The organism is Spirulina subsalsa PCC 9445, from assembly GCF_000314005.1.
Lineage (GTDB): Bacteria > Cyanobacteriota > Cyanobacteriia > Cyanobacteriales > Spirulinaceae > Spirulina_A > Spirulina_A subsalsa.
This window is the reverse complement of record NZ_JH980292.1, coordinates 1,574,124-1,586,428: the sequence shown is the minus strand read 5'-3', so window position 1 is coordinate 1,586,428 and position 12,305 is coordinate 1,574,124. Positions and strand designations below refer to the sequence as shown.

Here is a 12,305-nt window from a genome sequence, read left to right as displayed (position 1 = left end):
ATAGATAATAAGTCTTAATTCCTTATCTCCCCTGCTCCCCTGCTCCCTTGACTTCTAACATGGTTTTTACCGTCTATAAAGAGACTCACTAAACAAAACCACTAAAAACACCAACCCCTGAAAGACTAAAACCGTCGCATCGGGGAGATCATGGACACGCTGCAAAATGCCCCCACTGGCGAGAATCCCCCCCAATAAAACCGACACCAAAGCCGCCGCTAAGGGATTGTGACGGGCGACAAAGGCCACTAAAATCCCCCCATAACCATAACCCACATTTAAGGACTGATTAGCTCGTCCGTGAACGGCAGCCACTTCGACCATACCCGCTAATCCTGCACAAGACCCGGCTAAAAAGCAAATAATCAGGATTAAACGCCCGACGGGTAAACCCGCAATTTGAGCAGCGCGGATATTGCCCCCCGTAGTACGAGCCGCGAAACCGAAGGGGGTACGCTCAATGAGAATATAGGCGATGATACAGGCCAGGATGCCATAAATCAGGCCGTAGTGGATACGGGTGCCGGGGAGGTCTGGGAGACGATTGAGGGCAGCGAGGGGGAAGGTAGAGGGCTTATTGAGGGAGGAGGGGTCCCGCATAGGGCCTTCGACTAAATGATTGAGGAGGGCGATCGCAATATAATTCATCAACAAGCTACTAATCGTCTCATTCACCCCCCGGTAATGACGCAAGAATCCCACCAAAGCAATCCACACCCCCCCAAACACCATCCCCAACAACGCCATCGCCATTTGTACCGCCCAAGGTGGCAAACCCTCCCCCAGCGATAACCCCGCAATAATCGCCCCCAAACCCCCCAACACTAACGCCCCCTCATTACCAATCACCACCAAACCTAAACGGGCAGGTAAAGCCGTACAGAGAGCGCTTAACATCAAAGGAGAAGCCCGAATCAGCGTATTTTGCCAAGAACTCCACTGTCCAAAAGCCCCCCGATAAATCGAATGGTACACCTCAAAAGGATTCGCCCCCGCAAAGGCACAAAATAGCCCGAACAACACCAGGGCGAAAAGAACCGCCCCCAGGGGAATTAAGACAGATTCTAAAGACTTGGCAAAGGTCATAAAAGAGTTCCATCAGCTAGGGTGAACGCAGAAAATTTTCCAAGGTAAGCAATAAGCCCACGATGATAAATAATAACCCCATACACCGCTCTAGAATGTGCTGAGAGAGCCGTGTCGCCAATCTTGAACCCAGTTGCGCCCCCAGCAGAACACCCGGAACCGTGAAGCTAATCAAGCTGAGAATCGTGGCAAAGGGAGGGTTTTCCTGTTGGCTGAACTGCACAAGATGACCAAAAGAGGCAATCAAGGCCGTAATCGCCACAATAAACACACTGGTAGCAATGGCAACAGGACTCGGCACCCGGGACCGTTGCAGCAGGAAAAACCCGTTGAGTTGTCCCAATCCCGTAGATACCAGACGTGACATCCTCCCGACACCGACCCTAGGGGTACGGTGCGGGCTTCCCCATATCACTATGAGGCTTTCCTGCTTCTACGGGAGGCTCTAGATGTCTTTTTAGGGACATCCCCAATAACCTCTTCCGACCCAGGCAGCTTGACCCCCAGTCCGTTCGCGAAGCGTGACCCAGGAAGGGCTGCAAGTCCACGTTGCTCAACAACCATCGCCGCAGCAACGTCCCTATCCGTTACAAACCCACAATGAGAACATTTATGCACTCGTTGAGACAAGTCTTTCTTACCAGTCACTACACCACAATTCGGACAAATTTGGCTAGTGAAATTAGCATCAACTTTCTCGAAATAAACATCTCGTTTCCAAGCCACGTGCTTTAATACCTCTAGAAACCCCCCAAAGCCAGCATCAAGGGTAGGTTTACACAACATCCCTCTAGACATGGCTTTGACGTTTAAATCTTCGGCAAAAATGATATTGGCTTGGTCACAAAGATGATGAGCGACTTGATAATGAAAGTTCTTGCGAGTGTTGTAAATATGTTCATGAAGTTTAGCTACTTTTCCCCGGGCTTTATGCCAGTTTTTTGACCCTTTCTGTTTTTTCGATAATCTTCTTTGTAGCCATTTAAGCTGACTTTGAAGTTCCAAGAAAAACTTAGGTCTAGCTATTAATTCCCCCTGAGATGTTGCCATAAACTTCTCAAGTCCCAAATCAATCCCTAGAGATTTTCCTTGAGGTTTTGGAGAAGGAATATTAACATCCGACTGAATATAAAGGACAGCATACCAACCCGAAGCTTTTTTAACGATCTGAACTTGTTTAACTACAAATCCATCCGGTATAGGTCTGTGTAGATTAATGACCACAGAGCCTAGCTTAGGGAGTCTCAATTGATATCCAGTTACAGGGTTTTCCCTGAATTGAGGAAAGTTAATCGACCGAAACTGACCGTATTTCTTAAACCGGGGAAAACCAAAACTTCTTTTCCAGAAAAAGTTAAACGCTTTGTCTAAACGCCCCATAACCTCTTGCAAGACCTGAGACTGAACCCGTTTTAGTTCTGGGTATTGCTGTTTGGCTTGAGTTAAAGCTTTTTTCTGTTTATAATAGTCGGGAAAAGGTTGAGCCGCAGGTATAATGTACTCAGAATGAAGGCTACAAGCGTTAACCTGACACTTGCGAGAATTTATCCACTCTTTTCGTTCTGCCAAGGCATAATTATATACACCTCGACAGATTTCTAGCCAGTCAAGTAATTCTTTTTCTTGACTGGCATCTGGATAAATTCTGTAGCAATAGTTGAGGTTTAACACGAATAGTAGCTTATTGACCTGAACCTATTATACAATATCTAGGGATAAATCGTCAATCCCTAGTAAATAATTGTTGGTTAATTTTCGGGGCATCGAACCCCTCAATGAACCGTCTTTCATCCCGACACTGACATTTGTACAGTGCTCGGCTTCCCGACGATGAGCTAAAAATAATGCCCCAATACTCACTAAAATACGCCCTTCTCGGGGGCGAGTGATACTGTACTGGAACACCTGCCCTCGGCGACTGGTCAGGGTAAAGGAGGAGACAGAAACCGGGGAAGGAACGAGAACAGGTGATTCTCCGGCCGAGGTGTGACCAGAACGCAAAAAACTGACCGCCAAAACCAACAACCCTAAACCTAATACAATCTTTAACATACCCCCCGGAATCCATTGGGCTAATACCGTCCCCAACAAGGCCACCGGAATAGTCACAGCCAGCAACATTTTCCCCAACTTAAAATCAATTAACCCCTGATAGCCATAGGCGAATAAACCACTAGCAAAACCAAAAACTTCCGTCATTAAACCCGTACCAATCGCCACATCGGTAGGCAGGTTTAAGCCCAAAATAAATAAAGGCGTGAAAAAAGTAGCCCCCTCCACTCCAGAAGCCATAGCAACGGTGGCAATTCCAATCGCCACCGGAAACATAAACCAATAGTCTAAACTCATCATTTATCTCGTTTGCTCACAAAATAAAAGGTATTGAACCAGCCTTTTTTATGGAAAAAATAAATCAAACTGCCCGCAATGGCTAACATCGCTCCCCAAATTAAACCATAGCCCCATTTCCACTCTAACTCAGGCATATATTTGAAGTTCATCCCATAAACTCCCGCAATAAAAGTTAAGGGAATAAAAATAGTCGAAATGAGCGTTAACAAGTTAATCACCTCATTCATTTTATTACTCTGGGCAGACATATATAAATCCATCATACTGGAAGCCAGTTCCCGATAAGTCTCCACAATATCTAATAATTGAATGACATGATCATAACAATCTCTAAAATAAATTTGCACATCCTGACTAATTAACTCATTATCCCCCCGAATCAGAATATTAATCACACTGCGCTGAGGCCAAATCATACGCCGTAAGGCTAATAACTCCCGCCGAATTTCATAAATTTTTTCCACCGTTTCCCGCGTCGGATTGTCCACCACTTCATCCTCTAACGCCTCAATGCGCTCCCCATAGTCCTCTAAAACCGGGAAAAATCCGTCAATAATCGAATCAATCAACACATAGGCTAAATAATCAGGCCCCGCTTGACGAACTTTACCCCGATTCTCCCGAATCCTTACCCGTACAGGCTCAAAACAATCCTCTTCGGGTTCTTCTTGAAAGGTAATTAAATAGTGTTTACCTAACACAAAACCCACTTGTTCATAATCAAACCCATCTTCATCCGGGAGAGGTAAAACCATCTGTAAAATGACCAGCAATTGCTGTTCATAATCCTGCACTTTTGGTCGTTGGGGAACATTCACCACATCCTCTAAAACGAGGGGGTGAATTCTACACACCTGACCCAATTGGTTGAGGATATCTTCACTTCCTAAACCCCGGACATCAATCCAAGAAACTGATTCACTTTCTAGATAAGAAACACAATCAAGGGGGGTAAGATTAGCGCGACGAGTGGCGTGTTTCGGGGAATAATCAATGAGAACAATACTGGAAGGGGTGGCATCCGGATCTATACTGAGTGTTCCGGGTTCACTTCCGGGTTCATCAAAGAAATACTCAAAATAATCTTCTTCTTCCTCTTCTGGATTTTGAGTAGATATCTTTAGGGTCATTTTGTCAAGATCCAAGGATGATTTAGTCATAATATTTAACAGTTACTCAGGTTCAGGTTTACGAGTGAGATAGACAGCTATAAATGGCTGATAGTAGGGTTGATTTCCCTATGGGATTTTTTGAACTCTAACCATTTTTCGCAGTTTTATTCAGCACTAGGAACGATTTTCACGGGTGAGAGAACCTTTGAGAATGTAGAGCCAAATTAGACCGAATGCCCCAATTAAAATTCCCCCTAAACTCACCAATTGAGCGACTCGTAAGCCACCCAACATTAAACTATCCATGCGCAGGCCTTCAATCCACAAGCGCCCGGTACTATACCCCAAGGCATAGACGAAAAATAATGTCCCCACTTTTAAGCGGTTGCCTTGACGCATTCCCCAGAAAAAGAGGGTTAATAATAGGGCAAAAATTCCTAAATTCCACAAAGACTCATAGAGAAAAGTCGGGTGAAAATATTCAAATTGTTGCCATCCAGGAGGGCGAGAGGAGAGGGGAATATAGAGTTTCCAAGGTAAATCCGTTGGACGACCAAAGGCTTCAGAATTAAAGAAGTTTCCCCAGCGTCCAATGGCTTGACCTAGGATGGCCGAGGGAGCGATTAAATCTAATAATTGCCAGACTGAAACGCGATTAACTCGGGAAAATATAAGGGTGGCTAAAATAGCCCCAATCATTGCGCCGTGGATGGCAATTCCTCCTTGCCAAATGGCGATAATATCCCCCGGACGATTGGCATATTGTTCCCATTCAAAGAACACATAATACAACCGGGCGCAGGGAATCGCAGCAATAACTAACCAGACGGCTAAATCCCACATAATATCAGGTTTTAGGTGGCGTTTGTTGGCTAAAGATTGGGAGAGTGTCGCGCCAATTAAAACCGCACTGGCAATGAGTAAACCATACCAACGAACGGTTAAAGGACCGAGTTCAAATAAGATGGGGCCGGGAGATTGAAAAGTGAGTAAAAACATACCGTTACAACTAACTAGAGGGAGAATCCCCAGACTCTGGGGAGGGAGGAGTGAGGGGTTGAGAAGATGGGAGGGAGGAGGGAAAGGGGTTAGGATGGGGCGGTTGTGCTATGATCTGACGACGACGATGATCCGCCCGCATTGCTTCTCCGACAGTAACATTGAGTTGCCCCCCAATCAACATCACTAGGGCGCTTAAATACAACCACAACATCAGGACAATCACTGCCCCTAAAGCCCCATAGACTTTGTTATAGTTGGCGAAATTGTTCACATAAACCCGAAATAAAAGGGAAATTCCCGCCCAAGATAAGGCTGCAACAATGGCTCCAGGTAATATGGGAGTTCCCTTGCGCCAGTGACTGGGACCGAGACGATAAATTAAAGCAAAGGCAATGATAACAATACTTAAGGAAACGGGCCATTTTAACAGATTCCATAGTTCCAAGACTAAATCTGCTCCTTGATCTGATTCTTGTAGCGGAATCGCTTGAATTAGGTTAACTGAAAATTGAACTAACGCATCACCAATTAAAACAGAGATAGAAGCAATTAATAATAGGAAGATACTGCCTAACGTTAGGAGAAGTGCAATTAACTTAGCTTGCCAAAAAGGTCGTCGTCTGCGGCGAGGAATTAAATGGATTTGGTCGAGGGCGTTCATGGCGGCATTAATGGCCGCAGAAGATACCCAAATTGCTGCGCCAAAACTAATAGAAAACAGACTTTTACTTTTAACTTGTGTAATTTCTTGGACAAAATTACTTAATAAACCCCAAACTAAATCCGGTGCGACAATTTTCAATTTGGTAGCTAATTCCCGTAAGGCCGTTTGGATGGATTCTTCTTCGGGGAAAAACTGCACTACCAAAGAACGGACACTGGAGACAATGGCTTCCTCAAATAGACCAATGGCGGTAATAATGGCGAGAATGGCCGGGAAAACGGCCAACATGGAGTTAAAGGCAATTTCTGCCGAGAGTCCTGTGAGACGTTGCCGGAAACTCCGCGTCAGGGTTTTGCGCAGAATAAAACAGTTCAAATAACGGAAAAAACGCGGTACTCGCATTACAGGTTTGGGATTTGGACACTTTCTAGACTACCGAAAAAGTCAGGAAAATTTACTTATTGTAACGTTGCTTGCGCCCATCCTTCTGAGAGAATGTATTTGAGGCTACAGTCGCTTGGACAACTTTAATCAAAGCTTAAATATATATAGGGTGTTGGAGGGAAACCGTCGTGCAACTAGAAACCTATGACCCTGAGAGCACAACATACTATGATGAATTATTCGAGGCTATGGGCAAACCTCGCCCGGCTGCTGTCCCCCTACTGGAGTGGATGCAAGGGTTAAATCCCAAGGAACTGCAACAACATCATCAAACGGCGCAGATTGCCTTATTTAAACTGGGGGTGACGTTTAATGTCTATAGTGATACCCAAGGGGTGGAACGGGTGCTACCCTTTGATATTATTCCGCGTATCATTTCGGCTGAGGATTGGCAATGGTTGGAACAAGGCCTTAAACAACGCATCACGGCTTTAAACCTGTTTCTCCATGATATTTATCACGACCAGAAGATTGTACAGGATGGGAAAATCCCGGCTGAGATTATTCAATCAGCACCGGGTTTTTTAGCCCCTTGTCAGGGACTGGAGCCGCCAACGGGGGTATGGTGTCATATTACGGGGACGGATTTGGTGCGCGATCGCCAGGGTCAATGGTATGTTCTAGAAGATAACCTGCGCGTCCCCTCGGGCATTTCCTACGTTCTGGAAAATCGCCGGGTGATGAAAAGTACCCTACCCAAAATCTTCCAAAATCTCGCCATCCAACCGGTAGACGACTACCCCAGTCACCTGCTGGAAACCTTACTCAATCTCGCTCCCCCCTACCTACAAAACCCTACTGTCGCCGTCCTCACCCCAGGGATGTATAACTCCGCCTACTTTGAACACTCTTTCTTAGCCCAACAGATGGGCGTGGAATTAGTCGAAGGTCGGGATTTGGTCGTGGTCGATGGCTACCTGCAAATGAAGACCACCAAAGGGCTACGCCGGGTCGATGTCCTTTACCGACGAGTGGATGACACCTTCCTTGACCCCCTCGCCTTCCGACCTGACTCTTTACTGGGAGTTCCCGGTCTAATGGAAGTCTATCGCGCTGGACGAGTTGCCCTCGCCAACGCCCCGGGAACCGGAGTGGCTGATGATAAAGTGGTCTATGCCTACGTCCCGGAAATGATTCGGTATTACCTCAACGAAGACCCCATTTTAGCCAATGTCCCCACCTATCTCTGTTGGCAAGACCAAGACCGAGACTATGTGTTACAAAACCTTGACCAATTAGTGGTCAAGGCAGCCAATGAAGCTGGGGGATATGGGATGTTAGTGGGAACCCAAGCCAGCGAAACGGAACGGGAAATCTTTGCCAAAAAAATTGAAGCCAACCCCCGGAACTATATTGCTCAACCGACCCTTTGTTTATCCCGCGTTCCCACATTAATTGAAGACCGTATCGAAGGCCGTCATGTGGATTTACGCCCCTATATTCTCCATCGCGGCGATGAAATTTATGTTCATCCCGGTGGCTTAACTCGTGTGGCTTTACGCAAAGGTTCTTTAGTTGTTAATTCTTCCCAAGGAGGTGGCAGTAAAGACACTTGGGTTTTAACCCAATAATTGATTCTTCATCTATCAATTATCAAGGGTGATGTCTTTTTTTCGGCTTGCTAGACATTCGTCTAAAGCCTCTATCCACACTCAATTGATACACTAATAATGCTAAGTCGTGTTGCTGATTCGATTTATTGGTTAAATCGCTATATTGAACGGGCGGATAATATTGCGCGGTTTGTTGATGTGAACCTCAATATGATGTTAGATTTACCGCCCGGAGTAACCCAGCAATGGTTGCCCTTAGTCACCACTACCGGGGACCATGAACTATTTATGGAACGTTATGGAGAAGCTACAGCCGATAATGTCATTCACTTTTTGACCTTTGACGCAAAATATGACAATTCTATTTTGTCTTCCCTGCAAATTGCCCGAGAAAATGCCCGCTCAATTCGAGAAATTATTTCCTCAGAAATGTGGGAGGAAGTGAATGATTTTTACTTAATGGTTAAAGAGGCCGCCTCTCAGATTCACGTCGATATGTTACCGGATTTTTACCGACAAGTGAAGCGGGCGAGTCATCGTTTTGCCGGGGTGATGGATGCCACCATGACTCACAATGAAGGATGGCATTTTGGCTATGTGGGACGCTTATTAGAACGGGCGGATAAAACCACGCGCATTTTAGATGTTAAATATTTTATTCTCTTACCATCTGCTCAATGGGTGGGAACGCCTTTAGACCAAATCCAATGGATGGCGTTGTTAAAATCGGCGAGCGCCTATGAAATGTACCGTAAACAACAACATCGAATTAATCCCTCGGCGGTGGCGGAGTTTTTGATTTTAGATCATGATTTTCCCCGCTCGATTAATTTCTGTGTTTCTCGGTCGGAAAAGTCCCTGCATAAGATTACGAATACTCCAGTCGGGAGTTGGTCAAATCCGGCTGAACGCTCCCTCGGTCGTTTATGTTCTCGTTTGGGATACTGCACTATTGAAGATGTCATTGAGATTGGTTTACACGAGTTTTTAGACCAGATGCAGCGTTCTTTGAATGAGGTGGGGGGAAATATTGCTATTAGTTTCTTTGGTCAAGATGTTCCGGAGGAGGAACGGGAAGAACCTCTCACTCAAGCTCAAAGTCAAACACTGTTACTAGAAAAAGTCTATGGGTTAACTTAAGGGAATAGAGAATAGGTAATAGGTAATGGGAATGGGTCAAAACTTTTACCTTTTGCCTCTTCCTTGACTTTTTCAGCCAACCCCCATTACACAGAAAGAGGGGGTGAGTTCCCCCTCTTTCTGTTCTCTTTTCTTTTCTCTCTGGGCTTACTATACCACAGGTGACAGACGAAGTTCAAGCGATCGCATCTTGGGTGACAACGGCTTCAACTTGCACGGTTTCTTGTTCGGTGTTAACGTCTGTAATCGCCCAACGCAAGGGTTCTCCCCGTTTTTCTAACTCAGCCTCAATGGCTTTTTGCAGTTGAACAGGACTGTCTTGGAGGTCAATTTCGGCGGTAATGAAATGAGTAGTCATGGCAATTGCTAAAGGGTTTAAAGAGTTGTAAATTAATGATCAAAGAGACTCAGAATAAGGTCAGGGGGATTCATGAATTCCCCCAACAAAAGGGGTTTAACCTGCTCCAAATTGACGCTTATAAATTTCTTCCTCTTGGTCAGAAATAATTTTGAGATCAGAACGAGGATAGGCGACACAAAGTAAGGCATAGCCTTCTTTTTGTAAGTCAGGAGATACCCCCATTGCATCACTTTGATCGACTTCTCCTGAGAGAATTTTCGCGCCGCAGGTGGTGCAAACCCCGGCATTGCAGGAGTTCGGGAGTTCGATCCCTTCATCTAAAGCCGTTTGTAAAATAGTTTGATGGGCGGGAGCTTTCAGGGTGTAGGTGGTTCCCTGATGAGTGATTTCTACGGTGTAACTTTCGGTCATGGGGCAAAATAGGGTGAAGAATGAGGAAAAGGCAAGGCTTAAGAAGATGGGGATCCTTGCCAAGGAGAACCCCCTAAACCTCAAAGTCGAGGGTTAGAGGGATTCTAACAGTGGTGGTGTGTCACTAAGGCTTTAGGCCCCGATTTTCAATAATTCTACATCGAAAATGAGGGTTGCATTGGGGGGAATGACCCCACCTGCACCCCGCGCTCCGTAGCCGAGTTCAGAGGGGATAATCAGTTTACGTCGTCCTCCCACTTTCATGGAGCCAACGCCTTCATCCCAACCTTTGATCACTTGTCCAACGCCAATTTTAAAGGAGAAGGGTTGACCGCGATCGCGAGAACTATCAAATTTTTGACCGTTTTCTAGGGTTCCGGTGTAATGAACGACAACAGTTTGTCCTTTTTGCGGACTGGCTCCGGTACCCTCAACAATCTCTTCATACTGTAAACCGGAGTCGGTCGTTACGATATTTTCCACGTTATTATTTTCTACTGGTAGTAAATCCGCCGCAGAAGCCACGAGGGGAGGTGTTGCCAACACTCCGCTAGGCACTTCGGCACGGGGTAAGTTAGAGGGGGTCAGTGTTTCTGAGGCGATCGCCTCTTGGCCCTTACCACTATTAAACAGGAGGGACAGGACTAGAAGCAAGCTACAGACAACAACAACCCCAAAACTAAGTAAAATCTCTCTCATACATTCTCCTGATGGTGCTTAACGCCAGATCTTATTCTCTAAATCTCTCACCTGACGCTCCAATCGATCAATCCTTCCCCGTAATTCGTCCACCTCAGACTGACGGGAAACCCCTAAATCCTGTAGTACATTACGAATTTGACGCTGCATCTGTTCTTCAAAATTCCCTTGATCGCTTTTGATGCGATCCATCACATCATTAACCATGGTTTTGGCGTGTTCTGGGTCAATTTTCCCCTCTTTTACCAATTGATCCCCGACTTCGCGCAACTTCTCAGCGACAAAGGAAGTCGTCCCCACTCCGGCAATCAACAGGTCTTGAATCCAATTGTTGTTATCCATGTTGCACTTGCTTCACAACTCCTCTATGATGGCATATCCCCTCGGCAATGGTTAGGGGGTTAACCGGACTCTCCCCTCAAAATTTGGGTTCTGGTTGCCCTTGCTCGTAAAGATTCTTAACACAAATCGTTGTCAAATCAGTTTAACCTAGCAAATTAGGCAGTTTGTTAATGTCGATTCATTTAAGATCATAAAACGGGATATATAACATGAGTGTTAGTTTAGCAGAAGTTAATTTAGCCACAATGCTACGAGAAGGGACGAAAAAATCCCATACTATGGCGGAAAACATGGGGTTTATTAAATGCTTCCTCAAAGGTGTGGTAGAGAAAAATTCTTACCGTAAACTAGCGGCTAATCTCTACTATGTTTATGGGGCGATGGAAGAAGAAATGGAACGCCTCAAGGATCATCCCGTTTTGTCTAAGGTTTATTTCCCTGAATTAAACCGGAAAGCCAATTTAGAGCGAGATTTGTTCTATTACTACGGCGCAAACTGGCGCGAAGAAATTGAACTTTCTCCCACAGGTCAAGCCTATGTTAAGCGGATTCATGATGTGGCGAATGAGAAGCCGGAGCTATTGGTAGCACACCTTTACACCCGTTACCTGGGAGATCTTTCCGGAGGACAAATCCTGAAAAAAATTGCTCAGACAGCGATGAATCTTTCTGATGGCGAAGGGACTGCTTTTTATGAGTTTGATCAGATTCCCGATGAGAAAGCATTCAAAACCAACTATCGCGCTGCTATGGACAGTTTACCTGTGGATCAACAAACGGCTGAAGCCATTGTTGATGAAGCGAATGACGCGTTCGGTATGAATATGAAAATGTTCGGAGAATTAGAAGGGAATTTGATCAAAGCCATTGGTCAAATGCTGTTTAATTCTTTAACTCGTCGTCGCAGTCGTGGCAGTACCGACGGCGAATTAGCCACCGCCGAGTAGAAGCCAAAATTCTGGTCTAGGACTAGATTATTTTAGTGCTAGAGCAATCCTCAATAGATTGTAGTAAGGGGAATTCATGAATTCCCCTTACTGTATGAGTTGAAGTGGTAAAAAGTACACCTTCAAGGGGATTGTTCTATCTTAAATGTTGTAAGAGGACTCCAGTTAGAGCGCCGCCTAACAGTGAGATGA

The 12,305-nt window shown here is 45.4% G+C and carries 14 protein-coding genes; 3 read left to right on the top strand and 11 right to left on the bottom strand.

The window, feature by feature from the left end; translation table 11 throughout:
- Positions 1–66: 66 nt before the first annotated feature.
- From SPI9445_RS0107425 to SPI9445_RS0107395, 7 genes are all read right to left on the bottom strand, one after another.
- Positions 67–1,086: an ABC transporter permease gene (locus SPI9445_RS0107425; protein WP_017304109.1), complete on the bottom strand. Its 1,020-nt coding sequence runs from the start codon at positions 1,084–1,086 to the stop codon at positions 67–69.
- Between the two features lie 16 nt (positions 1,087–1,102).
- Positions 1,103–1,453, bottom strand: a complete 351-nt coding sequence (locus tag SPI9445_RS0107420; protein WP_017304108.1) for a TSUP family transporter — start codon at positions 1,451–1,453, stop codon at positions 1,103–1,105.
- Positions 1,454–1,500: 47 nt separating this feature from the next.
- Complete coding sequence (locus SPI9445_RS0107415) at positions 1,501–2,757, bottom strand: RNA-guided endonuclease InsQ/TnpB family protein (RefSeq protein WP_017304107.1); 1,257 nt, start codon at positions 2,755–2,757, stop codon at positions 1,501–1,503.
- Between the two features lie 27 nt (positions 2,758–2,784).
- Complete coding sequence (locus tag SPI9445_RS27420; RefSeq protein WP_017304106.1) at positions 2,785–3,438, bottom strand: sulfite exporter TauE/SafE family protein; 654 nt, start codon at positions 3,436–3,438, stop codon at positions 2,785–2,787.
- Positions 3,435–4,598 carry a magnesium/cobalt transporter CorA gene (gene corA / locus SPI9445_RS0107405; RefSeq protein ID WP_202803653.1) on the bottom strand — a complete coding sequence of 388 codons (1,164 nt, stop codon included), beginning with the start codon at positions 4,596–4,598 and terminating at the stop codon, positions 3,435–3,437. The genes SPI9445_RS27420 and corA overlap by 4 nt, the downstream gene beginning before the upstream one ends.
- Positions 4,599–4,724: 126 nt before the next feature.
- The gene (lgt, locus tag SPI9445_RS0107400; protein ID WP_017304104.1) at positions 4,725–5,549 is read right to left on the bottom strand and encodes a prolipoprotein diacylglyceryl transferase; all 825 of its coding nucleotides are present in this window, start codon (positions 5,547–5,549) and stop codon (positions 4,725–4,727) included.
- A 10-nt stretch (positions 5,550–5,559) separates the two neighbouring features.
- Positions 5,560–6,618: a YihY/virulence factor BrkB family protein gene (locus tag SPI9445_RS0107395; protein ID WP_017304103.1), complete on the bottom strand. Its 1,059-nt coding sequence runs from the start codon at positions 6,616–6,618 to the stop codon at positions 5,560–5,562.
- A 170-nt stretch (positions 6,619–6,788) separates the two neighbouring features.
- Here SPI9445_RS0107395 and SPI9445_RS0107390 point away from each other — a divergent pair, with 170 nt between their 5' ends.
- Both SPI9445_RS0107390 and SPI9445_RS0107385 read left to right on the top strand, forming a co-directional pair.
- Entirely contained in the window at positions 6,789–8,231 is a 1,443-nt protein-coding gene (locus tag SPI9445_RS0107390) for a circularly permuted type 2 ATP-grasp protein (protein ID WP_017304102.1), read from the top strand.
- A gap of 99 nt (positions 8,232–8,330) precedes the next feature.
- Complete coding sequence (locus SPI9445_RS0107385; protein WP_017304101.1) at positions 8,331–9,353, top strand: alpha-E domain-containing protein; 1,023 nt, start codon at positions 8,331–8,333, stop codon at positions 9,351–9,353.
- Between the two features lie 175 nt (positions 9,354–9,528).
- Here SPI9445_RS0107385 and SPI9445_RS0107380 read toward each other — a convergent pair whose 3' ends face one another.
- From SPI9445_RS0107380 to SPI9445_RS0107360, 4 genes are all read right to left on the bottom strand, one after another.
- Positions 9,529–9,711, bottom strand: coding sequence for a hypothetical protein (locus tag SPI9445_RS0107380; RefSeq protein WP_017304100.1), 183 nt, complete (start codon positions 9,709–9,711; stop codon positions 9,529–9,531).
- A 96-nt stretch (positions 9,712–9,807) separates the two neighbouring features.
- Positions 9,808–10,125: a 2Fe-2S iron-sulfur cluster-binding protein gene (locus SPI9445_RS0107375; RefSeq protein ID WP_017304099.1), complete on the bottom strand. Its 318-nt coding sequence runs from the start codon at positions 10,123–10,125 to the stop codon at positions 9,808–9,810.
- A gap of 132 nt (positions 10,126–10,257) precedes the next feature.
- Positions 10,258–10,824 (bottom strand): FKBP-type peptidyl-prolyl cis-trans isomerase, encoded by a 567-nt coding sequence (locus tag SPI9445_RS0107365; protein ID WP_017304097.1) that lies wholly within the window; start codon positions 10,822–10,824, stop codon positions 10,258–10,260.
- Positions 10,825–10,842: 18 nt separating this feature from the next.
- Positions 10,843–11,166: a phasin family protein gene (locus SPI9445_RS0107360; RefSeq protein ID WP_017304096.1), complete on the bottom strand. Its 324-nt coding sequence runs from the start codon at positions 11,164–11,166 to the stop codon at positions 10,843–10,845.
- Between the two features lie 209 nt (positions 11,167–11,375).
- Between SPI9445_RS0107360 and SPI9445_RS0107355 the strand changes: the two genes are divergently transcribed.
- Positions 11,376–12,113, top strand: coding sequence for a biliverdin-producing heme oxygenase (locus tag SPI9445_RS0107355; protein ID WP_017304095.1), 738 nt, complete (start codon positions 11,376–11,378; stop codon positions 12,111–12,113).
- Positions 12,114–12,305 lie beyond the last annotated feature (192 nt).

Bases quoted from the DNA above. Each gene is read 5' to 3' on its own strand.
- SPI9445_RS0107425 (WP_017304109.1), bottom strand. From the start codon at position 1,086: ATGACCTTTGCCAAGTCTTTAGAATCTGTCTTAATTCCCCTGGGGGCG.
- lgt (WP_017304104.1), bottom strand. From the start codon at position 5,549: ATGTTTTTACTCACTTTTCAATCTCCCGGCCCCATCTTATTTGAACTC.
- SPI9445_RS0107395 (WP_017304103.1), bottom strand. From the start codon at position 6,618: ATGCGAGTACCGCGTTTTTTCCGTTATTTGAACTGTTTTATTCTGCGC.
- SPI9445_RS0107360 (WP_017304096.1), bottom strand. From the start codon at position 11,166: ATGGATAACAACAATTGGATTCAAGACCTGTTGATTGCCGGAGTGGGG.
- corA (WP_202803653.1), bottom strand. From the start codon at position 4,598: ATGACTAAATCATCCTTGGATCTTGACAAAATGACCCTAAAGATATCT.
- SPI9445_RS0107355 (WP_017304095.1), top strand. From the start codon at position 11,376: ATGAGTGTTAGTTTAGCAGAAGTTAATTTAGCCACAATGCTACGAGAA.
- SPI9445_RS27420 (WP_017304106.1), bottom strand. From the start codon at position 3,438: ATGATGAGTTTAGACTATTGGTTTATGTTTCCGGTGGCGATTGGAATT.
- SPI9445_RS0107385 (WP_017304101.1), top strand. From the start codon at position 8,331: ATGCTAAGTCGTGTTGCTGATTCGATTTATTGGTTAAATCGCTATATT.
- SPI9445_RS0107420 (WP_017304108.1), bottom strand. From the start codon at position 1,453: ATGTCACGTCTGGTATCTACGGGATTGGGACAACTCAACGGGTTTTTC.
- SPI9445_RS0107380 (WP_017304100.1), bottom strand. From the start codon at position 9,711: ATGACTACTCATTTCATTACCGCCGAAATTGACCTCCAAGACAGTCCT.
- SPI9445_RS0107375 (WP_017304099.1), bottom strand. From the start codon at position 10,125: ATGACCGAAAGTTACACCGTAGAAATCACTCATCAGGGAACCACCTAC.
- SPI9445_RS0107365 (WP_017304097.1), bottom strand. From the start codon at position 10,824: ATGAGAGAGATTTTACTTAGTTTTGGGGTTGTTGTTGTCTGTAGCTTG.